Consider the following 25,762-nt stretch of genomic DNA (forward strand, 5'->3'; position numbering starts at 1 on the left):
AAAAGCTCTTTGTTATCACGGAAATAACAGTTAAATGGAAATTAATAGGCATTTTGGCAAAATCATCAGTGAGAATTGATACAACTCCTTCGTTCTAAATTTGCAGCACCCTCGGGTCGTTCCAGTCAGCAGCAGCGGATCCAGTAAAAAATCGATGAAAAAGCTTGAACCCCCAATGACAGCGATCGGGTCATTTTCTTAAAGATAGTAAGGCACTGATAGTTGCATAATCTTTCAAGGAATTAAACCTCCCAGGAATTAGTAGTCATGAAGCCTATTCTTAGCTTGCTATTGTTTCAAGCCTCAGATGAGGATGTCTTATCGATTATTCGAGAACTTTATCATCATCACTTTAATTTGAGTTGGAAGTGGGTTAAAAACACCAAGCAATTACAAATCGCCCTGGCAAAACAGTCATGGGATTTAATTATCTCTAATCATCAAGATGCTGGATTAAATGCCTTTGATGTTCTCAAAATTCTACAATCATCCAAACGTGATATACCGCTGATTGTTATTTCAGAGGTGATCGAGGATAGTCTAGCCGTTGACCTCATGCAGGCGGGCGCGGTGGACTGTTTTGTTAAGGGCAATACCACCCGCCTCCCGGAAGTGATCCGTCGCGAAATTCGTGAGGCCCAAATTCGTAGAGAACAGCGCTTAGGGGCATCCCAATTAGAAGCAGTTCAAGAGCGGTTGCAATTGGCGATCGAAAGTTCTGGGTTGGGATTGTGGGATTGGTTTATCGATCGCGGCGAGGTCACCCTCAACGAACGTTGGGCTGACATGATTGGCTATACCCTCGAAGAACTAGCCCCCATTCAATTAGGAACCTGGCAAAAATACACCCATCCTGAAGATTGGCCGAAGGTAGTTTCGGCGCTGGATAGCCATTTTCAAAACCAAACCAGCGCCTATGAATGTGAATTGCGAATGCGCCATCGATCAGGGCACTGGGTTTGGGTGCTGGCAAGGGGCAAAGTTGTTGAGCGCGACGCAACGGGCCGCCCTTTGCGGATCACAGGGACACATCTAGATATCACAGAGCGCAAAGAATCTGAATCCTTGCTCAGCAAACGGGAGCGTTATCTAACCGCAATTGTTGAGATCCAAAAGCAGCTTTTATCCAACCACACGGATCAGAATATCTATCAAATAATTTTGGAAATTTTGGGCCCAATTGCCGGAGCCGATCGGATCTATGTGTTTGAAAAGCATCAGGATCGGTTTGGCAATTCTCTCATTAGCCAACATGGAGAATGGTGCCGCCCTGGTATCCAACCTCAGCTCAATAATCCCAAATTTCAGAACTTGCGTTGCAACCCTGAGTCAAGCCATTGCCTTTCTCGGCTGACTCAGGGGCAGTCAATTAACAGCTTAGTTTCTGATTTTTTGCAATCGGAATTGCAGTCTTTAATTGCACCAGAGGTGGCGGCGGTTTTGATGCTGCCCTTGATGGTGGATGGCCAATTTTTTGGATTTATTGGGTTCGATCGCGTCACTCCAGACCTGTGGGATGCGATCGAAATTAATCCCCTCAGTTCCGTTGCGGCTGCGATCGCCCTGTTCAAGGAACGAGAACTGGCAGTGCGGGCCTTGGCGCGCTTAAACCAAGAGCTAGAGGAGCGGGTGGAGCAGCGAACCGCCGCCTTGCAAGACAGCGAAGCGCGACTACAAGCAATTATTGATTTTGCCCCCGCTGTGATTTACGTTAAGGATCTCCAGGGTCGCCACACCTTGGTTAATCGATCGTTTTTGAAGTTTTTTAGCTGCACTAAGCGCGAAATTCTAGGCAAAACCAATCAAGAGCTTTTTGAGCCAGAGTTGGCTAAAATTCTCAGTGAAAACGACAATGAAGTTTATCGGCTCGGTCGTTTTCAGCAGTATGAAGAAGAGGCAGAAATTAATGGCAGATTCTACACGTTTTTGTCTAATAAATTTCTGTTGCTCGATCGAGACTGGCAGCCCTACGGTCTCTGTGGGATTTCGGTAAACATCACATCCCGCAAAGAAGCTGAGAAAGCCATTCAGCGACAACTGGCAATGATGGAAGCTGCCATTGATGGCATTGCCCTCATCGAAAATGGTCAGTTGACCTATGCAAACCAAGCCCATGCCAATTTGCTTGGGTTTGATCAGGTTGAAGAACTCATCGGTCAGCCTTGGCAACAGTTCTATGACCCCCTGGAAACTGAACGATTTGAGCAGCATATTTTGCCCCAGCTCCAGCGCGATCGCTCCTGGCAAGGAGAGGCGATCGCCCGGCGCAAAGATGGCAGCACATTCTATGAAGGGCTGTCCCTCACATTGTCCGAAGATGGCACTTTAATTTGCGTCTGTCGGGATATTAGTCATCAAAAACACACAGAGGCACAACTAACGAGTCTTTCTAATCGTTTAGCCTTGGCGTTGCAATCAGCAGCGATCGGGACATGGGAATGGAACTTTCAAGATGAAGTTCAATGGGATTCGCGCATTCGTGAAATTTATGGCTGGCATAACCCCGATCGCGATCCCACTTACCAAGATTGGCTGAACTGCTTACATCCAGAAGATGCCATGGCGATGGAAGCCTTCAGGGAATCGATCATGAATCATCAAGGGGAATTAAACCTGGAGCTGCGCATTAACCGCCCCAACGGGGAACAACGGTTTGTGCAATGTTTTGCGATCATTGAGCACGACACCAACCATCAACCTCTGCGCATGGTTGGGGTTAACTATGACATTACTGAGCATAAACAAGCAGAACATGAAAATCAGTCGCTGAAGGAACGATTGGAATTTGTTCTTTCGTCCAACCCAGCAATTATTTACACTTGTCAGCTAGGCGAAAATTATCGATTTACCTTCGTCAGCCGCAACATTGAATCAATTTTGGGCTATCCCAAAGAAGAATTTTTGCAGAATCATGCCTTTTGGCTAGAGCATATTCACCCAGAAGACTTAACCTATGTCCTTGACAGCCTGCATAATTTAAACGACCTGAAATATCATGTTCGCGAATATCGGTTTTTGAAGAGCAATGGCAGTTATTGTTGGCTGCATGACGAGTTTCGGGTGGTTTACGATACCCAAGGTAAACCCCTGGAACTGGTGGGTTACTTTGCCGATATCAGCGATCGCAAGGATACTGAAGAAGCCCTCAAGCAAACCAATGCGCAATTGGAACGGGCCACCAGGCTCAAGGATGAGTTTTTGGCCAGCATGAGCCATGAGCTAAGAACGCCTCTCAATGCCATTTTGGGCATGTCGGAAAGTTTGCAGGAGGATATTTTTGGGCCAATTACGCCAGAACAAACGAAGGCCGTTGCCACCATTGAAAAAAGTGGGCGGCACTTGCTGGAGCTGATTAACGACATTCTGGATTTATCGAAAATTGAAGCCAATCGCCTGGAATTAGATTTGGATTTGGTTTCGGTTTGGGATCTGTGCGAAAACAGCTTGGCTTTTGTGAAGCAGTTAGCTTCGCAGAAAAAAATTGCCCTGAAAGCCTCGATCGCTGAAAATCTGCGAGATTTGTCGATTCAAGTGGATGGGCGACGGATGCGGCAGGTTTTAATCAACTTGTTGAGCAATGCGGTTAAATTCACGCCGGATTCTGGGGCTGTTGAGCTGGTGGTGATGATGGAAGAAGCACCGCAAAAACCACCCTATGAACCACTCGATCGAGAACCGATCTCAACATCTATTTCAGCGCCGATCGAAGCTTCAAATTCCCAAGCTTCAGGTTCCCAAGCGTCAAGCTCCCAAAGTTCCTATTCAGATTTTCGACCGGCCCAAATTTGCTTCACTGTTCGCGACACAGGCATTGGCATCGCGCCAGAAAACCTATCAAAACTGTTCCAATCTTTCGTACAAATTGACAGCCGCCTCAGCCGCCAATATGCAGGCACAGGCCTAGGCTTGGCCCTGGTGAAGCGCATCACTGAATTGCATGGCGGTCGGGTCAGCGTCAGAAGCGAAGTGGGCCAGGGCAGTTGTTTTCAGGTGTATTTGCCCTGTTGGTCAAAGGGGCCAACGCGATCGCCCAGTGCTTCTGAAATAGCCCCGGGACTCCATAGCTCACTGCCTGCTTGCAACGGAACCCAATTGATTGACCTACAAGCGATTGAAACCGGTCAGCCATTAATTTTGTTGGCGGAAGATAACGAAGCCAACATCATGACCATTTCCAGCTATCTAAAGGCACAAAACTATCAGATTCTATCGGCCCAAAATGGCCGAGAAGCTATCGAAATGGTGCGATCGCACCAACCCGCTTTGGTGTTAATGGATATCCAAATGCCAGAAATGGACGGGCTGACGGCTATTGCCCAAATTCGCCAAGATCCCGACTTTCAATCCTTGCCGATCATTGCCTTGACGGCCCTCGCCATGGCAGGCGACCAGGAACGGTGCTTGCAAGCGGGAGCCACCGCCTACTTGAACAAACCCGTTAAGCTCAAGCAATTGGCGAATATGATCCAGGAGCTATTAAAGCAATAACCCAAAAATCTGGAGTTAAAGATCTGAAGCTAAAAATCTGGAGTTAAAAATCTGGAATCAAGCCCCTAGAGCAACACCAAGGGCCTACGGCAAAGGCTCAGTCACCAATACTTCAGCAGATATTGAAAAAGCCCAAAAAAGAAAAGCCCAAAAAAGCCCAAAACTAAATTTGGGTATGTTTCACGTTATCAAACCGGGCTGCATATCCTAATCTAGAACTGAATGAAACCTTGAATAGGCTTGCTACATCACCAACCATGACCCGCGACCCCCTATCTTGGACTGATTTAGCAGCGCTGACCCAATGGCAACCGAACTTAGTCCATGGGCCCACCAATTCCCAAGCAAAATTGCGACTCTTTGGGCAGCCAGACGCTGAACCCCGCGTCACGCTCTATCGCGATCACCACGCTTGGTGTCCCTATTGCCAAAAGGTTTGGCTTTGGCTAGAGGAAAAGCAAATTCCTTACCGCATCGAAAAGGTCACGATGTTTTGCTATGGCCAAAAGGAGCAATGGTATAAGCAAAAAGTGCCCTCGGGCATGTTGCCAGCCCTGGAACTAGATGGGTATTTGATCACAGAAAGTGATGATATTTTGCTGGCTTTGGAGCAGGCATTTGGGCCATTGATCTATGGCATGGAGTCGGCACTAGTGTTGCCTTTGCGCCGTTTGGAACGGTTTCTGTTTCGGGCTTGGTGTTCCTGGCTTTGCTATCCAACCTTGTCTGAGCAGCAAGAGGCTCGAAACCGGCGGCAATTTCTGGAGGTGGTGACCTCCGTTGAGGCGGCCTTGGCGGCAACGCCTGGGCCTTATTTTTTAGATCAATTCAGTACGGCAGATGTGATTTTCACGCCCTATGTGGAGCGGATGAATGCCAGCTTGTTTTACTACAAAGGCTATTCATTACGGGATGAAAATCCCCGTTTGAAAGATTGGTTTGCGGCGATGGAAACTCGATCGACCTATCGCGGAACCCAAAGCGATTTTCATACCCATGCCCATGATTTGCCGCCACAAATGGGCGGCTGTTGGGAAAACCAAGACCCACAAACTGCGATCAATCAAACTAAGGTGGATCATGGCCCTTGGTTGGGCTTGCCGGACGCAACCTATGAGGAGCCAGACACGGCCCGATCGGAGGCCCTATTTCGGATGGTGAAGCATCGGGCGAACTTAATTCGGGTGAATCCCAGTCACGATGAGCTGGTGGATCAGGCGTTGCGCTGTGCCCTGACTCGGATGATGACGGGTGAGGTTTGTGTGCCGCCGTCGGGGTCGGATGTGGCGTTGCGATATCTGCGCGATCGAATCAGCGTGCCTCGGGATATGTCGATTTATGCGGCGAAATATCTGCGTGAAGCCCTGGAGGCGACGGCGGCCTTGGCGGGCGATCGCCAGGGGCCACCGATTCCCACCAAGCACCGCCGCGATCAGGATCCAGCGAATTTCTTGCGCTGAGGATGAATCCAAGACGGCTGGGGATGGTCTAGTTGGCACACGATCGCGCCCCATACAGCCACAGCACCACCTGATCCAGCGCGGCCCGCAGGTCACGGGTGGGGGTGTTGGCGTGGTCAATCATCAAACTGAAGGCCACGGGCCCCCACTCAGGATGGTTCAGATAGCCAGACAGGGCCGCCACGCCGGTCAGCGTACCGGTTTTGGCGCGTAACTGGCCCGCTAGGGGAGTGTCCCGAAAGCGGTTGGCCAACGTGCCGGTTTCCCCCGCGATCGGCAGGGAATTTTCGTAAATCTGGGCATGGGGCGATCGAGCCATGATCGTCAGCAGTTGCACGATCGCCTCGGGGCTAACCAGGTTTTGGCGCGACAGGCCCGCACCGTCCACCAGCCGATAGGCCGTTGGATCCAAACCCAAATCAGTCAAAACGGTTGTGAGCCGCTCCATGGGGCGATCGGGATCTAACCAACGCAACAGGGCCTCCGCCCCCAAGTTATCGCTGGCTTGGTTCACCTGGCTGATCACCGCCGCCAGATTGGCGGATGCCAGTTCCGCCGTGGGCTGTCCCAAGGGCCCGGGCGGATTCCGCAGATTCACGATCGGGACAACGGGCGGATTCCGAAACCGATCGTAGGCAGGGGCAGGCAGGGGGGCCACTTCCAAGGGCGATCGCTGCCAATTCACGGTTGGCGGTGGCGGCGGGGCCGCCAACGGGCGCGATCGCACCTGGCGAAAAAATTGCTCCGACAGGCGATCGGCAATCAGCCAAGCGAATTGTTGGCCCGGTCGGGGATGGGCCACTTCCGCTTGGGCCGATGTGCCCATGGGCAGCCCCCCAGTGAACAGAATCAATCCCGTTTGTCGATCGCGCTGCAATTGCCAGGTGGGTTCCGCGTCGGCCGGCAAAGCTTGAAATCCCCGAGGCTGAAACCAATTCAACAACCCTTCCACTGGCTCTTGGGTTTGCACTTCCAAACTCGGCGCACCGTCCAAAAACTGAGGGCGAAAGGTCAAGGAAACGGCGTTGCGATCGACCATGGCCCGGTTCACCACGGGAGCGTAACCATAGGTCAAATCATCCCATTCCCAACTGGGTGGAGTTTCTGAGCGATCGAACACCACCACATCCAGCGCCTCCGTGGGCGGGTGCAAGGTCGCCAGGCGATCGGCCCAAGCCTGGAGCTGTTGGTGGGTGATGGTGGGGTCACCACCGGGCACAATCCACCAAGCGGGCCGGGGTTGGGTGGTGCTTTTGGGTCGCCAATAGGCCCGCGTGGGCGATCGAAACTCGGGGCCCAACGCCGCCAGGGCCGCCGCCGTGGAAAACAACTTGGCATTGGAGGCTGGCACAAAAAATTGTTGAGCTTGCCCCTGAATCAAGGTTTGGGGATTGGCAGGATCCAAGGTGCGGGCCAGGAATCCCCAGTGCGATCGGGCCCAGCGGGGATCCTGTTGCCATTGGGCGATCGCGGCGGGCAAATCCGCCAAGCAACGGGGTTGGGCTGGCTCCGTGGCCCCGGCAACTCCAGCCCCCAACAGCCCGATCGCCCCGATCGCCGCCAATCCTTGAGCAGCCCAGCGTCCCTTGATTCGATCGCCCATGACGATGTTTATTGACAAGATTGATTGGTAATGTTCGCTTGAAAACGCTCGTTAACCGTCCATTAGACTGCAATTCACTCACCGGGCTTCGGTTTCAACTCAGCTCTCACTCAACTCTTCGCCAAGTCCCAATCCAGATCCAATTCAGATCTAAGTTGCAGCCATGACAGATTGCTCCCGCCGCCGCCCCCTACAATAGGAGGCAGTCGAGCTTCTGAACCGCCTGCCCAGTGCTAGGCGATCGATCTGCCCAGTCTCATTGGTAGCCATTCTGCCAGGGCGATCGCCCCGATCGCGCCGCCCGTTTTCACTGCCCCATCCAAACTGATCGCCGTTTTCGATTTTTCCTAATTTATGGAGTTTCAGCTCACCGAACGCCAAGAGCGCATTTTGTTCGCCACCATCCGTCACTACATCTCCACGGCCGAGCCAGTGGGGTCAAAGGTGCTGGTGGAAGAATATCAACTGGATGCGAGTCCGGCGACGGTGCGAAATGCCATGGGGGCCTTGGAAAAGGCCGGCTTGCTCTACCAACCCCACACGTCAGCCGGGCGCGTCCCATCGGACTCGGGCTATCGGGTCTATGTCGATCGTTGCGCTGTCCCGTCCGATCGCACAGCCCAAAAGGTGAATCAACTCCTGAGTGATCGCCTGGATGCTTCGTCGCCCCACTTGGAAGTGTTGCTGAAGGGAGCGGCCCAGTTATTGGCTCGCCTCAGCGGTTGTATTGCGGCGATCGCCTTGCCCCAAACCCGCACGGTTCAAGTGCGCCATGTGCGACTGCTGCCCATGGAGGTCGATCGGGTGATGGTGTTGGTGGTGACGGATGATTACCAAAGCCACTCCGCGATCGTGCCCTTACCAAACACCGAAGAGGCTCCCCTGCCAGATCCGGAAACCCTGGAGCGGGAGTTGGTGATTTTGTCGAACTTTTTGGATGCTCGCCTGCGAGATCACTCTTTCTTGGCCGTGGCCCATTTGGATTGGGATGAGCTGGGCCGGGAGTTCGATCGCCGGGGCCAAGCCTTGCGGGAAGCCTTGATTCATTTGGCGCGCCGGGCCCAAACCCCGATCGCCACCCGAATTTTGATTAGCGGCGTGTCGGAGGTGTTGCGCCAACCGGAGTTTTCGGAGCTGCAACAGGTGCAAACCCTGATTCATCTGCTGGAGGCGGAACAGGATCAACTGTGGTCGCTGATTTTTGATGAGCCAGAAGATGAGCGCCGGGTGCGCATCCGCATTGGCATGGAAAACCCCTGGGAACCCATTCAGGGCTACACGCTCATTTCTTCCCTCTACGGTAACGGTCTATCGCCCCTTGGCAGTGTGGGCATTTTGGGCCCGACTCGGCTGGACTACGATCGGGCGATCGCCGCCGTGGGGGCCACCGCCGACTATCTATCCGAGGTGATGGGCGCGTCAGGATCGGAACTGCTAGCAGGTCGCTACCACCCGGCGATCGGCAACCCCGACAGCTCTGGTTAATTGCCCCCAAACCATGGGCATCAGCCCTTGAGACGCGAAATGGGCGTGGTTGCCAGACCCGATCGACCGGGGCGCTTCCAGGTGCAACGAACGGCCCCGCCCGTGGCAAGATAGGGGCGATCGATTCGCAGGAGCAGCGACCATCTTGGAAGTGACGTTTTTGGGCACGAGTTCTGGCGTACCGACCCGATCGCGCAACGTTTCCAGTTTGGTGTTGCGGTTGCCTCAGCGGGCCGAAGCTTGGTTATTTGACTGCGGCGAAGGCACGCAACATCAGCTTTTGCGCAGTGAAGTGCGATCGAGCCAAATCACCCGCATTTTCATCACCCACATGCATGGAGATCATATCTTTGGGTTGATGGGATTGTTGGCCAGTTCTGGCTTGGCGGGGCAACCTCACCCGATCGATCTCTACGGGCCGGCCGATTTATCGGGGTATTTAAAAGCCTGTCAGCGCTATTCCCAAACCCGGTTTTCTTTTCCCATCAAAGTCCACACCGTGGAACCGGGCAAAATCTTTGAAGACGACGAATTCACGGTGCATTGCCAACTGCTGGAGCACCGGGTTCCGGCCTATGGTTACGCGGTCACGGAAAAAGATCGCCCCGGCCGATTTGATATTGAAAAAGCTCGGGCCCTGGAAATTCCCGCCGGCCCGGTTTATGGCCGCCTGAAGCGCGGCGAAACCGTCACCCTGCCCGACGGCCGCACAATTGACGGCCAAACCCTCTGTGCGCCGCCGGAACCAGGACGCAAATGGGTTTATTGCACCGACACGGTGTTTTGTGAGCGATCGATCGAGCTAGCCCAGGATGCCGATGTGCTGATCCACGAGGCGACCTTTGCCCACGCGGATTCACAATTGGCCTTTGAGCGGCTCCATTCCACCACCACCATGGCCGCCCAAGTGGCCTTGGCGGCGCAGGTCAAAACCCTGATCATCACGCACTTCAGCCCCCGCTACGCCCCGGGCAACGCGATCGATTTTCACGATTTGCTGAATGAGGCCCGAATGATTTTTCCCAACACGGAAATGGCCAAGGACTTTTGGAGCTATGAAGTGCCCCGCCGCCGGGCGATCGACCTGGCCTCGGCTTAGTTAGCTGACAGACGATTGGTATGAGGTTGCCGCGCACTACGACTAGCGGACTAGGCACTTTTCGATCGCGACTGACTGAATTGCTAGGGCTATTAAACTTGCTTGTTGAAAAAACTTGGGAGCCAGAAACTCTGAATGATTTGGTAAAGGTGCAAGCTTAGAGTGGCTAATTTCGATGATGTGGTTTTTGATGGTTTGGTGAGGAATTAGCGATCGCCCTCAAAGCTCGCCCGATTTCCGGATTTTTGTCAGCTTTGGGTTATTACTTTTAAGGCTGTCCTATTTTTCGTCACCAAACTCCTTAGATGCGCCCAGACCAGTTGACTATCGATCGCGCTCTGGTCTGTGTGACTGGCTTGCCGCGTGCCGGTTCCACGCTGCTTTGCCAGCTTTTAGCGGAGCATCCCGAGATTGAGTGCGATCGCATGAGTTCACCGCTATTGGGTGCATTGCAAGCCCTGCGCGGTCACCTTAGCGACAGCGAGTTTTTGCTCTCCCGCCTTGATGGAGATTTTGACTCCACCTATCAACGACTGGCGCGATCGAGCCGGGCCTTTGCGGCCGCCTGGTGGAACACCGATCGCCCGATCGTGGTCGATAAACATCGCGGCTGGCTGAGTCAACTGGAATTAGCCCTTGAGCTAGATCCCCAAGCTCGGATGTTGGTGTGCGTGCGGGAACTGAGTCAGGTGCTCGGCTCGATCGAAGCCCAGCATCGCCGCACCGTCTGGCTCGACTTTCCCGATGATTTAGCAAATTTAGCGCCCTATGCCCGTGCGGAAGCTCTGTTTGCACCGGCTGGCGTGGTGGGCGGCCCCCTACGGGCCATCCAAGGGGTGCAGGATCGATCGCCCCAGGAGCAACAGCGACTGTTTTTCGTGGTGTTTGAGCATTTGATGCAGGAACCGGCGACGGTGATGGCGGAAATTTTCGCCTGGTTGGGCCTGCCGCCCCACGCGATCAACCCGCAAAACCTGACGGTGCAGCCCCACGAAGCCGATAGCTACTACCGCTTCAAATATCGCCATCAGACCTTTGGGGCGGTGCGATCGCCCCCGGTGCATCCCATTTCACCCCGGATCGCAGCGGAACTGCAAGACACCTATCGCTGGTTCTACGAGCTGTTCTATCCCGGATTACTGACCTGAGCCTCACGGACAAACCAGCCGATGACACTGCCTAGGGGGGCGCTGTCATCGGCTCCTCAAGCTTCCCTAATCCCACTACTCAAGGCAACCATGGCTGATTTTCTTGTTACCCAAGCAAACGATGACGGAACCGGCGCAACCGCCAACACATTCAGTTGGGCCATCCTGCAAGCCAACACGGCGGCGGGGGCCGATCGCATCATCCTGCAAACCGATGTCACCGTTACAGACGTGATGAAGCGGCTGCTGAACAGCGACATCACGATTACCGGCGACGACCCCGCCACCCCCGCGATCGAAACCCGCACCATCAGCGGTGGTGGCAGCTTCCGTCCCCTGTTTGTGAAGTCGGGAACCATCGCCCTGGACAACCTCACCCTCACCAACGGACGCGCCCGAGGGGGTAGCTCCCAACTAGGCGGCGGCGGTGCTGGTATGGGTGGAGCGCTGTTCATCTATGGCGGCGCAGTCACCGCGAGCAACATCACCTTCTCCAGCAACCAAGCCCAGGGTGGCAACGGCAATCAAGCAGGCTTGGGTACCGGCGGCGCGGGGATGTTTGGGAATGGTGGTGGCTTAGGCGGCGGCGGCCTGTTTGCCTCCAGCACCGGTTCTGCCGGAGCCGATGGTGGTTTGGGCAGCTATGGAACTGGCTTCGGCGGCGGCGGCGGCGGCTTCGACGGCGGCGAGGGCTTCAGCGGCTCCGGTGACTACGGTGGCTTCGGTGGCGGCGGCGGCGGCAGCAATGACTCCAGTGGCGGCGGCGGCGGCGGTGGCTTCGGCGGCGGCGGCGGCGGCGGCTCCATCAGCGGCGGCTTCGACGGCAACGGCGGCTACGGCGGCGGCGGCAGCAGCGGCTCTAACAGCGGCAGCGGCGGCTTCGGCGGCGGCAGCGGCTTCGGCGGCGGCAGCGGCAGCGGCGGCGGCGCAGGCATGGGGGGAGCTGTGTTCATCCGTACCGGCAGCCTAACCATTAGCAACAGCACCTTCACCAGCAATACGGCTACAGGGGGTACGGGCGCAAATCCTGGACAAGGACTCGGTGGCGCGATCTTCGCCATGAAATCCACCACAAATCCCAATAGCAACAACCAAGGGATGCCCGGTAGCAAACCTGCCGTCACCCTGAACAACGTGACCTTCACAGGCAGCAGCGCCGCCGATAACAGCGTCGCGGGTACGGCCCCGCTATCCATTACCTCCGGTACGGATCAAGACAACGAAGACCTCTTCGGCGACACGATCACCCGCAACTCCCAGCCCACGGTCAACCTCTCCGTTAGCAGCACCAGTGGTTCCGAAGCCGCCACCACTGCGATCACCGTCACCGCCACCGCCAGCGCTGCGGTCGTTGGCGCACAAACCGTCGCCCTCGCCGTGACCGGTACGGGCATTAACGCCGGAGACTACACCCTCAGCAACACCACGATCACCATCCCCAACGGGTCAACCACTGGCTCCGTCACCTTCACCGTGGCGGATGATGCCCTGGTGGAGGGCACTGAAACCGCCACCCTCGAGATTTCTACCCCCAGCAGCGGCATCGCCCTCGGCACAACCACCACCGCGAACGTCACCATTACCGACAACGACACCGCTGGAGTCACCCTCTCCAAATCCACCGTCGCCGTGGCTGAAGGCGGCGCAACGGATACCTACACGGCGGTGTTGACCAGCCAGCCCACGGGCGATGTGACGGTGAATTTGGCTCCCAATGCCCAGCTCACCACCTCCAGCCCAGCCCTGACCTTCACAACCGCCAACTGGAATACGCCCCAAACCGTCACCGTCACGGCGGTGAATGATGCCGTCGCTGAAGGTGCTCATACCGGGGCGATCGCCCACACCACCACCAGCGCCGACACCAACTACAACGCCATCACCGTTGGCAGCGTCACGGCCAACATCACCGACAACGACACCGCTGGAGTTACCCTCTCCAAATCCACCGTCGCAGTGGCTGAAGGCGGCGCAACCGACACCTACACTGTGGTGTTGAACACGCAGCCCACGGGCGATGTGACGGTGAATCTGGCTCCCAACGCCCAACTCACCACCTCCATCGCAGCCCTGACCTTCACAACGGCCAACTGGAATACGCCCCAAACCGTCACCGTCACGGCAGTGGATGATGCAGTCGCTGAAGGTGCTCACACCGGCTCGATCGCCCACACCACCACCAGCGCCGACACCAACTACAACGCGCTAACGATCGCTCCAGTCACGGCCAACATCACTGACAACGACACCGCCGGAGTCACCCTCTCCAAGTCCACTGTCGCGGTGGCCGAAGGCGGCGCAACCGACACCTATGCCGTGGTGCTGAACACTCCGCCCACGAGCAATGTAACGGTGAATCTGGCTCCCAACGCCCAAGTCAGCACATCGATTACAAATCTCACCTTCACACCGGCCAACTGGAATATATCCCAAACCGTCACCGTCACCGCCGTGGATGATGCGGTGTTTGAGGGGCCCCATACCGGGGCGATCGCCCACACCACCACCAGCGCCGACACCAACTACAACGCGATCGCCGTCGGTGGCATCACGGCCAACATCACCGACAACGATGTACCACCCGCCCCGCCTGCACCCGCACCGGGCCCGGCTCCTACCCCCACGCCTGCGCCCACGCCTGCGCCCAGCATCCCGATTGTGGCGGCTCCCCCGGCTCCGGCTTACTACTCCCTCAACCTCGGCAACAACGGCCCCACCCTGCTCAACGCCACGGATGTTCCCGTCCGCTTCGGGGCTAACCAAGATAGCGGCAATCCCTTCCGAACCCTGACGATCACCAGCCTCAGCCCCAATCCTCTGAAGTTGCTGGGCTTGGAGTTACCCGCCGGCTTCAGCTTGGTTGACCCCCTGCCGGAAGTGGTGCTGCCGGGTCAGGCGGTTCCCATCACCCTCAAGCTCAGTGGCAAAGCAGGCGACTACTCAGGACAGTTTGTTCTCAAAACTAACGGCGACCCCCAATCCTATCGCCTCCCGCTCGTTGGCAAACTGCTCGTCGATTCCACGCCGCTTTCGGATCGGACACTGCCCGTTTGTCCTTGCGATACGTTGACGGATCCCACCATTCCCCAGTCCATCTCTCCCAAAACTGGCTCTGAGGGCAATGACTCCTTGGCCGGAACTCCCAACAGTGACCATCTCTTGGGGCTGGCGGGCAATGACTTGATCAGCGGCCGACAGGGCACGGATTATCTCTTTGGTGGCGAAGGGGATGATTTCCTGTTTGGCGGTCGGGACTCCGATTGGCTCAATGGTGAGGCGGGTAATGATTTCCTCTCGGGCGACCTGGGCGCAGATACAGTGTTGGGCGGTGCGGGTAATGACGTGCTCTTTGGCGATCGCAGCACGCCTGGGGAAACGGCAGAGTCAGGCGCGGATCTGCTCTGTGGCGGTGACGGGAACGACACGCTCTTTGGTAACCAACAGGCGGATACCCTCTGCGGTGGAATGGGTAACGATCTGCTCTTTGGCGGTCGGGGGGCTGATTGGCTGTTTGGCAGCGATGGCGATGATCTGCTCAGCGGCGATCGGGGCGAAGACACCCTAATTGGCGGCGCGGGGAGCGATCGCTTTGTGATTAGCGAAGGCACTGAGACGATTCTTGATTTTGAAGATGGAATCGATCGCCTGGTCTTACCCGTAGGCGTGGCTTTCGAGTCGCTCTCACTCTCGGTTAGCAACGGCTTCTTGAACCTCAGCAACGGCACAACACTGCTCGCCAAAATCGCCAACCTCACGCCCAACCAACTGACCGCGGCCGATTTGGCTCCAGCTCCGTTCTAGGCGCGTGTCCTAGGCGCGTGTCCTAGGCACGATCAATGGTCGGTGGATGGCAAAACCAGGGTTTTGGGGATTGGACGACAAACCCTGAACCCCTGGCCTGTCATGCTTGCCAAGACTGCCCAGAGCGTCTGGCAGCCCAAGTGTTAGACCTGTTGCGCCCCCAGGGCGATCGGCTCCCATTGGGGTAGAGTCGCCAGTCTGTACGCCATGACCCGCCGAATTGCGAGTCGCACGGTATAGTTACCCCAATCCGTTTTTCGCGCAACCATGTACGACAAGATTACGCCCCCCACCGTCGGTGAAAAAATTCGCTTTGAAAACGGTCAACCGATCGTCCCCGACAACCCGATCGTTCCCTTCATTCGCGGCGATGGCACGGGCATTGACCTTTGGCCCGCCAGCCAGCGCGTGCTTGATGCGGCGATCGAACAAGCCTACGGTGGTCAGCGCAAAATCTCCTGGTTCAAGGTCTATGCGGGCGACGAAGCCTGTGAAGTCTACGGAACCTATCAATATCTCCCCGAAGACACCCTCACGGCCATTCGGGAATATGGCATGGCGATTAAAGGCCCCCTCACGACTCCCGTTGGCGGCGGCATTCGATCGCTCAACGTAGCCCTGCGGCAAATTTTTGATCTCTACGCCTGTGTTCGTCCCTGTAAGTATTACAACGGCACGCCTTCTCCCCACAAAAGCCCCGAAAAACTGGACGTGATTATCTATCGGGAAAACACCGAAGATATTTACCTGGGCATTGAGTGGAAACAGGGCACTCCTGGCTGCGATCAATTGATTGATTTTCTGAACAATCAACTGATTCCCGAAACTCCGGAACTGAAAAATAAACAGATTCGGTTAGATTCCGGCATCAGCATCAAACCCATCAGCATCACCGGTTCCCAGCGCCTAGTCCGTCGGGCGATTCAAAACGCCCTGCGGTTGCCCAAAAATAAACAGGCCGTGACCTTGGTTCACAAGGGCAACATCATGAAGTACACCGAAGGAGCCTTCCGGGATTGGGGCTATGCGGTGGCAACCGGTGAATTTCGTGCCGAATGTGTGACTGAGCGGGAATCGTGGATTCTGAGCAATAAAGAGAAGAATCCTGACCTGTCGATCGAGGACAACGCCAAGCTGATTGACCCCGGCTATGACAGCTACCCCGCCGAAAAGCGGGAAGCCATTTGCCAAGAAGTGCGCGAAGTTCTGGAAGCCATTTGGGACAGCCACGGCAACGGTCAATGGAAGGAAAAAGTGATGGTCAACGATCGGATCGCTGACAACATTTTCCAACAGATTCAAATTCGCCCCGATGAATATTCAATTCTGGCGACCATGAACCTGAATGGCGATTATTTGTCCGATGCGGCCGCCGCGATCGCAGGCGGTTTGGGCATGGCTCCGGGAGCTAACATTGGTGACAACGCAGCCATTTTTGAAGCCACCCACGGCACTGCGCCCAAGTATGCCGGATTGGATCAGGTCAACCCGGGATCGGTGATTTTGTCTGGCGTAATGATGTTGGAATTCATGGGCTGGCAAGAGGCGGCTGATCTGATTAAGACCGGTTTGGCCAAGTCGATCGAACAGCGAGAAGTGACCTACGATCTGGCTCGACAGATGGAGCCGCCTGTCAATCCGCCGCTGAAGTGCTCGGAATTTGCCAGCGCCATCATCAAAAACTTCGGTTAGGGCTTCATGGGCCAAGGGGCGAATCCGTTCCCAAAACAGTGGGTTCATCACCTGCTGTGCTGCGGAAGGACTGACCTTGGCCCCGCCTCGATCGGTTCCCGATCGATTTCCCTAATCAATTGCTGGTCAGTCATGGCCATGCCTGGCTGACCAATCCTGATCTCAATTTCCAATCCATCAATACTAATCAGCATGGAACCTGGAACCTCAAAGCGACTGGCTTTGATGGTGATTTTTAAGGGCGATTATTTAATGCTGATCGATGGTATAAACCATGACTTCATAGCCCAAATGGAATGAATTCCAAAGCGGCTTGCGGTTGGCAATTTTTTTGAAATTGACCGAAGCGTCTACAAAAAATGCTGTTAAGTTCTGGTTTATACAATTAGTCGCCTGTTTTTAAAAGTCGGGTTATGGTGATAAAGAATCCCTTCGCAGGGTTTTCTTCTCGGCCAATCTCGATCAAATTCAATTAATCGCAGTTTGCTGCGGTCTTTCGCCCCTTTTGAACAGAAGCGTGATTTGGAACGAATGCTAATGGATACCGTGACTGTGCAAGATTTGGCAGCCTATTTACGCGAACCGACCGGTCTGGTGCAACTGGTAGATGTGCGGGAACCTCAAGAATTGGCCTTGTCGCAACTCCCTGGATTTATTAATTTGCCCCTGAGTGAATACGAACAATGGAGCACCATGATCGAATCAATCCTGAACTTTAATCAGGAAACCTGGGTGATCTGTCACCACGGGTTGCGATCAGCTCAAATGTGTCAGTGGCTGGAAGGGAAGGGCTGTCAAATCGTGAAAAACATCACAGGCGGCATTCATGCCTATGCCCTAGAGATCGATCGCTCAGTGCCCCTTTACTAGGTTTTCCTTGGAGCTACTGAGGTCTTTCAACTAAACAAATCACAACTCGTTTGCTGATTGTTTGCTGAAATTCACTGAAGTTAATTGACGTGATCTGAAGTTGCTGAAATTGGCTGAAGTGAAGTGACTAAAGTTAACTGGTGTGATCTGAAAGTTGCTGAAATTGCTCAAGTTAACTGATGCGATCTGAGTTGATCCCACACCACAGAACTCAGTGGGACAACTCACCGCTTGGGCAAGCTCGGTTGCGACCACGGGTTTTCGCTTCAAACAGGGCCAAGTCAGCCGCGGCCACCAGCGCCGAGGGATCTAAATTGGCACGCGGAATCAGACTGGCGGCCCCCAAGCTGAGGGTCACGATCGAAGCCACGGGCGAATAGGCATGGGGAATTTGCAAATCGCGGATGGTTTCGAGAATGCCATGCGCCACCGTCATGGCTCCGTCGATGTGGGTTTCCGGCAAAATTACCGCGAATTCTTCCCCGCCATAGCGAAACGTGAGATCCGTTGATCGCTTTACGGCCTGGGCGATCGAGCGGGCCACCTGGCGCAGACAATCATCCCCCGCTAAATGGCCATAGCGATCGTTATAGGTTTTGAACGAGTCAATATCACCCACCAAGATTGCCAGGGGCGATTGTTGGCGCAAGGCCCTTTGCCACTCTCGGGCCAGGGCCTCATCAAAACTGCGGCGGTTGGAAATGCCCGTCAGGCCATCCAACGTAGCCAATCGCTCCAACTTTCGGTTGGCCAACTCCAACCGTCGATATAACTCCGCCTGTTGAATTGCGATCGCCAGTTGGCCGGCCAACTGCTTCAAAAACTCAATTTCCCAGGCTTGCCAACTGTGGGGTTCGTGCCACTGATACACCACCAACAGTCCCCACTGATCATCTCCAAGCGGATTAGGTGGATGTCCCGTGGTGGCCCCGCCCTCTGGGCGATCGTCCATTTTCAGCGGCAACACCGGCACCGCTTCCCCTCGCAAAATGGGCACGGCTAGGATGGCACGCACCCCCGCCTGGGCAATGGCATCCCGGTAAGCGGCCGGCCAGCGATCGTCCGCCAACACATCCTCCACCTCCCAAATCTCATGCTTCACGAGGTAGAGCAACCGCTCCAGGCCCGCCCCGTCGGTCACCGCCTCGCTGCCACAGACTGGAGGAGCGGCATCACGGCAATTCATCGCCGACAGCTCCAGTGCATGGGTGCTGGATGGGTCAGCGTCCGATCGACTCGCCATCCCCGCCGGAGTCAAGTGACGATAGATGGCCGTTTGATCCACCCCCAACACTTCGCGCACCGTTTGCACCGTCGTTTGCAGAATTTCCCCCAAATCTAGCGATCGGCGAATTTGCTGGGTCACTTGGCTCAGCAGTTGTTCCCGTTCCGCCTGTTGCCACAACAGGGCCTCCGCCTGTTGCCGTTCCGTAATATCCGTAATCACGCCCAGCAGTTGCCGTTGGGTTGAATTGGGCAACATCAAGGGCTTTTTAATGGTTTGAAACCAACGCACTTCGCCCGTTGAGCTGCGGCGTGGCTCCTGGGCAATATATTTTTCTTGCATGGTTTCAATAATCGATTCTTCCTCCCGCTGGCTATGTTGCACCTGGGCCGAGTTCCCGCCCAGTTCCGCTTCTGTTTTGCCCAGCATTCGCCCGGGCGTTGTGTTGTAAAACGTTGCCAAAGCTTCATTAACTAGGGTGAATCGCCCTCGTTCATCCTTCACAAAAATAAAGTTTGGGTTCGCGTCAACAATTGCCCGCAAAAACGACTCCTGCCGTTGCAATTCTTCGCGGTTGTGGCGCAGGTCATCCAAAATTTGTTGCCGCTCGATCGCATAGCGCATGGCCCGCGACAGCAAATTTGGCCGCAATTCATCTTTTAAAAGGTAGTCTTGGGCCCCTTCGCGCAAGGAAGCCAACCCGATCGCCTCGTCATCCAACCCCGTCAGCACCACGATCGGCACATCGGCCACGGCCGATCGCACCCGCCGAATCGTATCCAGCCCGTAGCTGTCCGGCAGGGCCAAATCCAACAGCACAATATCGTACCGCCGTTGATTCAACAGCGTCAGGGCATCGCTCAGGCGATCGACCCTTCGCCAACGAAACCCTTGGGTCGTCACCTTCGCCAAAATCATTTCCAATAATCGCGCATCCGTGGGATTGTCTTCCACGACCAGCACTTCAATCGCTGAGTCCCCCACCGCTGAATTAACCTCCTAGATCCTGTGGCCGCGCGATCGTGAGTGGCATAGCATGACTGACCTCAAATGACCTCGATCGTTGTCAACTTCAGCCTAACCACCCAAACCTCAACCCCCAAGGGGATTGATTGGCAAAATTGCCGCCACCGGTTTGCCTAATCATTTCCGCCCATGCGACTCCAGCAGTCCTCCCACCCAGAAAGCAATCAGACCTTGAGGGCGGTTGTCTAGCAGAATCCCAGTGATCCTACTCATTTAACCAACCCCATGACCAGAACTTTCCCAAAGGTAAAGGCAAAGTAAAGGCACAGCCGAACTTCCAAGGATGTTCGGCTCGTTAGGTCTATCTCATGCAAATTCCTGCCCTATACATCATGACCCATCTTTTTAAGACCAACCTTAAACTGGGAAGTCTTAGCAAGTGAGCTGATCAAACTCATGATTTTCGTCTAAGTATTAACGAGAGAAGCCTACCAATCAATATTCTTGGATTGTTTTTACGCTGTGATAGAAACATCACTGTCCTTGAATATTTTCAGGATCAATCATGCGCTCTCGATCGGTCAATTGTTCAGTATTAGCCCAAATCAACCCAAGCATGGTCAAGGAATGTCTGGGCAATGTGCGAAATGCTACCAGAGTGATTACAGATTCAAATACAGCTCTTACCTCGCTTACTACGCACAGTTATCTATAGTTATTTGTAGTTATCTGTAGGGTGGGTAATGCCCACCTAATGATTACTGCATGGCATCGGCGTACCGATCGTTCCGGGTAAAGGCTCTATATCAATTTTAGCTAACGATTCGATCGACAGTGGTCAAGTTTAGTTATGCAAGCGGCTCATCCAATCTGTTCGGTTTCTTTGCAGGTAACAACCATATTAAAATTAACTAACTCGTCAAAATAAATCATCAAGTAAATAATCAAAATCAAGAACAAGAATTTGTATGATCTTACATCATCATTTCAAGTTTCATGTTGTCAGCAGTGAAAAATTATCTATTTTATTTTCAGAGTTTATTTCTAAGCTTCATTTCCAGGCTTCATTTTCAGGTTTTATTTCTGGGTTTTATTTTCAAACAGTAAACCGATGATGGCTTTTAGAACTTTGGAGAGGGTAATTTCACAGAACGTAACCAAAACGCCTCGATCGCCAATAGCGTTTCTAAAAGACTATGTAAACTATCTGGCTTGGTAATGTAGGCATTGGCTTGCAATTCATAGCATCTGCGAATATCTTCCTCTTGATCAGAAGTGGTCATCACAATGACAGGAATAATTTTGAGTGATGGATGTTTTTTAATTGCTTCTAAGACTTCATAGCCACTGCGACGGGGTAAGTTCAAATCTAACAGAATTAAATCGGGCCAGTATTTTTCAGGAACTAATGCTGTTTTCTCTAAAAACTTGATTGCCTCTTCGCCATCTCGCACCAAGTGTAATCGATGGGGAATGTTCAGCCGCCCAAACAGCCTTTCTGTTAGCCTGGCATCAACTGCTGAGTCTTCAATGAGTAAAATTTCAATATTTTTTGCTGGCATTATAACGACATCCTAACAACCTGGTCACTGCCTGCTCATTTGCTGAAAGGGGTAATGATTCTGAAATTGGGGGTCATTATTAATGGAATTATATTCCTATTGACTCATCATTTCTATTCACTCACAAACTCACTCATTCACCAATCCTTCGATCGATCAACAAACCCTGCACAGCCCGATCGAGAACCCCTCAACTGAGAAATCCTGCTGTTGTCTGGCAATTACTCCATTAAACCCACTCAACCAATTCAGCCCCTTGCACTCATGGCACTCATTGGGCTGGCCCAACTCAAACGATTGGGCAATTTAATAACAATCATTGGCTTTAATGACACGGTCGAAAACCCATGGCACGGGCGATCGAGCGGAATTAAACATCAATCCTACAGGGTTGCGATCGCTAGCTGGGGCTAAAACTTAGCTCAGTGATGGGAATGGTTTCGGGCTGGTCGGGAATCGTAAACCAGAATGACGATCCTTGGCCGAGTTGAGATTGCACCCCGATCGAGCCACCGTGACGCTCAATAATTTTCCGACAGATGGCTAACCCAATGCCAGTCCCTTCATATTCTTCACGGTTATGGAGTCTTTGGAAAATATTAAAAATTCGCTCGCTATATTGTGGGTCAATTCCAATGCCATTATCAATGACCTGAAAACGCCAATGATGTTCTTCGTGATTAGCAGTAATGGTAATGACAGGATTGGATTTGCCCCGAAATTTTAGGGCATTGCCAATGAGATTTTGAAAAAGCTGTGCCAATTGCATGGAATCGGCCAAAACAATGGGTAAATTTTTAGCCTGAATAGTGGCCTGATTATCTTGAATTGCTAGTCGTAAATTATTAAGTACGATCTCAATAATCTGGCTGCAATCAACCGGTTCGAGGGTTCGGCCGCGAGTTTCCACTCTGGAATAGGCCAAAAGATCTCGAATCAATTGGCGCATTCGTTGGCCGCTGTCGATGATGAATTGCAAATATTCTTGGGCGTTTTGATCAAGTTGGGGGGCGCATTCTTCCGTGAGCATTTCTGAGAAGGCAATGATGCCACGCAGGGGTTCTTGCAAGTCATGGGAAGCGACGTAGGCAAATTGCTGGAGCTGTTCGTTGGAGCGCCGCAATCCTTCAATGGCTCTGGTGCGTTCTTCAAGGAGGTGGGCTTGGTAAAGGGCAATGCTCAGTTGTCCGGCCAGTTGTTGCAACAGGTCAATTTCAAAGGAAGTCCAATGCCTTGGCCCCTGACATTGCTGAAGGCACAGCAGCCCCAACAGAATGGTGGCCGGTTGTAGCCGATCGGTCAGCACTTCCGGGGGCACAAATCCAAGGGCACTGGGATTGAAGTGAACGGCGGCGATGGTGACGGGGACGATCACTTGGCTACGAATGCTGAGGCTGTCGATGCAACTGCGCTGCTCGGGGGACAGTTGCAGTTGGGTGAGGTCGTCTTCGCAGGAAATTTGCCCCTGCCAGTAGCGATCGAGGTTGGGGTGGGTGTTGTCTAGGTTGAGGGTGCAACACCAGGTGTGGCTGGGGTCGATCGCCCCGAAGGGCTGGGCGATGGCTTCGGCGGCGATCGATCCGTTGCCGTCCGCTTGGCAACGGTAGAACATCACGCGATCGGCTTTGAGGGTTTTTTGCAGTTCGCTGACCGTGCGCCCCAAGATCACTTGAATATCCAAAGATTGGCGAATTTTGAAGGCGATCGAGGCGAGCAGTTGCCGATAGCGGTTTTGGTTGTTGCGCTGGAGGGCGGCTTCTCGCTCTTGGGTAATGTCGCGGGCGCTGCCCAGGAGCTTAATCACGCGGTTCCAGGCATCGCGGATGGGAACTAAGCTGGTGTGCCAAATTCGCTGTTTACCCCGAATCATCAGCTCTTCTTCGCAACGGATGGTGTCCCGGCCGGCAACACAGGCTCGAAACCGAGCAATGATCGGCGTGGCACAACTGGGGGGAAACAGGTCTTGGGGCGATCGGCCGATGATGTGGGTGGCGCGGTGTTCCAAGGCCCGTTCAAAGGCGGGGTTCACGGTTTCGTAGGTGAACCGTCCGTCTGGGTGGACATTGACCAAAAAAATTCGTTCATCCGATCGCTCAAAAATACTGGAGTAGAGTGCTTCTGAGGCTCGCAGCCGATCCTGGGTGGCTTGGCGATCGTACCAGGCGTAGATGGTGTCCCCAATGGTTTGCAAAATTTGCAGGTCTTGGGCTAACCAGGAACGCGCTTGATGAACACAGAGCACCAAGGCTCCCCAGAGGGCATCCCGGCGATCGTGAATGGCGGCGATGAGCACGGAGTTGGCCCCCAAGCAGTTGAGCCACTCGGTTACGGCAGAATCTTCCGATTGCAGGGACTGTCGAGATTCAATCACGACGGCGCGATCGCGTCCTAACTGCTCTGTCCAAAGGGGCGGCAAATGGCCTCCAAGGCGGTTAAAGTCTCGTACCACGGGCATTTGATTCTCTTCATGCCACTCGCAGGCCAAGTTCAAAAGGGGTCGTTCCATGGGCCCATGGAGCAGCAAGACTCGATCGGCCAGCATGGCTCGCCCCACCGCTTCCAAGACAGACCCAAATCGCACATCATCATCAGCAGTGACCAACAGACGCGCCACATAGGCCACCACACTTTCCAGGCTGAGGCGATAGCGCAAGTCTGCCTCAACTCGCTTGCGATCGCTCACATCCCGAATGGCCACGGCATAGGCCGGTTCCCCCAACCACTCGATCGGGGACACATTCAAATCGCCCACGCCCACGGAACCATCGGGGTGCAGAATATCAATCTCTGTGGTCTTCTCGGAGCCGATCGGAATTCCAAGGTGTTCGCCCACCAACTGCTCCGGCGATCGCCCAAAAAGCTGACAGGCCGCCGGGTTGGCATAGTCAATTCGCCCCTCGCGGTTCACAATCACGATTCCATCGATTGTGTGATCCAACACCTGATCCAAGACCGCTAACCACGATTGGGATGCAGCTTGAGATCGATCGGCTGCTCCCAAGGCTGGCAGGCGATCGCCTTGAATGGCGGTAATTTCGCCTTCCGTGGGAACTATTTTCGGCCCGTTGCCCTCGGTACTTGGGACGGGCGGCATGGCAACCGCCTCGATCGAGTCTTCGGGGTTAATTTCAGGGTTAACTCCGGGGCTGGTGTCAATGTTAATTTCGGGGTTAATTCCGGAGCCAGAACTGGTTTCAGTCCTAATTCCAGGGCCAGTTAACAAACTCTCAGCGGCCATCCCAGCCCGATCGCTGTCAGGACTCGAAAAAACGCCCCCCAAGGCAATTCTCAAGCCGGGTAGCACAGTGGTTGACGGCACTCCGGGTCGCTTGGCAGGGTTGGCCGGTGGGGCTTGTGGTTGCCAGCCTATTGGTGTGGATGGCAACCCAATTGTCAATTCTGAATCGTCACCGGGCTGCAATCCTGATCCTGAACGAGCTGCCCAGTCCGCTGTCCATGGGGCGATCGGATGGGTGGAGTCATTGTCTTCCCGATCGCAACTGGCCGTGGCGAGCAGGGGTTGATCGATCGAAGGCAACCCCAAGGCACAATTGATGACTGCACCGGGGATAATGCCCGGAGTTGCCCCCGTCCTTGAGTGGAGAGCTGGGTTGATCGTCGAGTTTTCGATCGGGCTTGCGATCAAGCTGCTGGCAAATTGGATTCCTGAATTCGCTCCCTCCGCACTAGCACGCACAATCACCGCCGCTGAATCCGCGATTGCACCCATTTCTTCCGCAAAAGGAGCCGCCAACGCCAACTGCCGTTCCCAATTGGCCAAGACCCCTTGCACCAACCGCAACGATCGCCCCAACCGGATCAGTCCCCCCGTTGCCGCCAACGCCGACCACACCAAAGCATCTAGCGCACCCGCCTCAATGGCCGCCACCTCCGCAGCGGGCGAGTCCACCAACACCACCAACAAGCGGGCGATCGAAACCTGATATTGTTCATCAACCATCCCGGACAAGGGCATTGCAACCGGTGACCCAGAGGGGAGCAAACACCGCCACAACGGCTCTCCCTGCTCATTCACCACCGCCCCATCCACCACCAACAACCCCGTTGGCCACAGGGAACTATCATTCGCCAACCATTGCTGCTGGGCGATCGCCCCGTCAACGATCGAAGCGGCCTGGGCCCAGTGCGTATCCACCTGCGCCAGCCACTGCACCACCTGCTCTGCCCGATCGCGATCGGCACAGACTACCGTTGTTGGCAAAACCCGATATTCCATCTCCCAATGGTACGCAGAACCGCCAATCGCGTGCTGCAACCTCAAGCACCCAAATTAGACTTCAACCACACCGCAAATTTTGCCAACTATCAATCTTGGCAGCTATTGTTAACGACCATGCTCCCA

General features: G+C 54.4%; 13 protein-coding genes. 9 read left to right on the forward strand and 4 right to left on the reverse strand.

Annotation, left to right across the window (positions count from 1 at the left end; genetic code table 11):
• Positions 1 to 525: 525 nt before the first annotated feature.
• Positions 526 to 4,488: a PAS domain-containing protein gene (locus H6F46_RS00150; RefSeq protein WP_190354711.1), complete on the forward strand. Its 3,963-nt coding sequence runs from the start codon at positions 526 to 528 to the stop codon at positions 4,486 to 4,488.
• A gap of 257 nt (positions 4,489 to 4,745) precedes the next feature.
• The gene (locus H6F46_RS00155) at positions 4,746 to 5,948 is read left to right on the forward strand and encodes a glutathione S-transferase family protein (RefSeq protein ID WP_190354712.1); all 1,203 of its coding nucleotides are present in this window, start codon (positions 4,746 to 4,748) and stop codon (positions 5,946 to 5,948) included.
• A 28-nt stretch (positions 5,949 to 5,976) separates the two neighbouring features.
• Here the strand turns inward: H6F46_RS00155 and dacB are convergent, their stop codons facing one another.
• Entirely contained in the window at positions 5,977 to 7,551 is a 1,575-nt protein-coding gene (gene dacB / locus H6F46_RS00160; protein ID WP_190354713.1) for a D-alanyl-D-alanine carboxypeptidase/D-alanyl-D-alanine-endopeptidase, read from the reverse strand.
• Positions 7,552 to 7,905: 354 nt separating this feature from the next.
• Here dacB and hrcA point away from each other — a divergent pair, with 354 nt between their 5' ends.
• The 7 genes from hrcA to H6F46_RS00195 all read left to right on the forward strand — a co-directional run bounded on the left by hrcA (position 7,906) and on the right by H6F46_RS00195 (position 17,646).
• Positions 7,906 to 9,036: a heat-inducible transcriptional repressor HrcA gene (gene hrcA / locus H6F46_RS00165; RefSeq protein ID WP_099534280.1), complete on the forward strand. Its 1,131-nt coding sequence runs from the start codon at positions 7,906 to 7,908 to the stop codon at positions 9,034 to 9,036.
• Between the two features lie 145 nt (positions 9,037 to 9,181).
• Positions 9,182 to 10,135 (forward strand): ribonuclease Z, encoded by a 954-nt coding sequence (locus H6F46_RS00170; protein WP_190354714.1) that lies wholly within the window; start codon positions 9,182 to 9,184, stop codon positions 10,133 to 10,135.
• Positions 10,136 to 10,455: 320 nt separating this feature from the next.
• Positions 10,456 to 11,283 carry a sulfotransferase gene (locus H6F46_RS00175; protein ID WP_242027718.1) on the forward strand — a complete coding sequence of 276 codons (828 nt, stop codon included), beginning with the start codon at positions 10,456 to 10,458 and terminating at the stop codon, positions 11,281 to 11,283.
• 90 nt (positions 11,284 to 11,373) lie between these two features.
• A complete protein-coding gene (locus H6F46_RS00180) occupies positions 11,374 to 15,084 on the forward strand; it encodes a Calx-beta domain-containing protein (RefSeq protein WP_190354716.1) in 3,711 nt (1,236 codons plus the stop codon).
• Between the two features lie 35 nt (positions 15,085 to 15,119).
• A complete protein-coding gene (locus H6F46_RS00185) occupies positions 15,120 to 15,272 on the forward strand; it encodes a hypothetical protein (protein WP_190354717.1) in 153 nt (50 codons plus the stop codon).
• Between the two features lie 79 nt (positions 15,273 to 15,351).
• On the forward strand, positions 15,352 to 16,776 hold the full coding sequence (locus tag H6F46_RS00190) for an NADP-dependent isocitrate dehydrogenase (RefSeq protein WP_190354718.1): 1,425 nt from the start codon (positions 15,352 to 15,354) through the stop codon (positions 16,774 to 16,776).
• A gap of 537 nt (positions 16,777 to 17,313) precedes the next feature.
• Positions 17,314 to 17,646 (forward strand): rhodanese-like domain-containing protein, encoded by a 333-nt coding sequence (locus H6F46_RS00195; RefSeq protein WP_190354719.1) that lies wholly within the window; start codon positions 17,314 to 17,316, stop codon positions 17,644 to 17,646.
• 211 nt (positions 17,647 to 17,857) lie between these two features.
• Here H6F46_RS00195 and H6F46_RS00200 read toward each other — a convergent pair whose 3' ends face one another.
• The 3 genes from H6F46_RS00200 to H6F46_RS00210 form a co-directional block, all read right to left on the reverse strand.
• Positions 17,858 to 19,855, reverse strand: coding sequence for a diguanylate cyclase domain-containing protein (locus H6F46_RS00200; RefSeq protein ID WP_099534283.1), 1,998 nt, complete (start codon positions 19,853 to 19,855; stop codon positions 17,858 to 17,860).
• 1,103 nt (positions 19,856 to 20,958) lie between these two features.
• Entirely contained in the window at positions 20,959 to 21,399 is a 441-nt protein-coding gene (locus tag H6F46_RS00205; protein WP_099534284.1) for a response regulator, read from the reverse strand.
• A 400-nt stretch (positions 21,400 to 21,799) separates the two neighbouring features.
• Positions 21,800 to 25,636 carry a PAS domain-containing protein gene (locus H6F46_RS00210; protein ID WP_190354720.1) on the reverse strand — a complete coding sequence of 1,279 codons (3,837 nt, stop codon included), beginning with the start codon at positions 25,634 to 25,636 and terminating at the stop codon, positions 21,800 to 21,802.
• Between the last annotated feature and the right edge of the window lie 126 nt (positions 25,637 to 25,762).

This window comes from Limnothrix sp. FACHB-1083, from assembly GCF_014696485.1.
Taxonomy (GTDB): domain Bacteria; phylum Cyanobacteriota; class Cyanobacteriia; order CACIAM-69d; family CACIAM-69d; genus CACIAM-69d.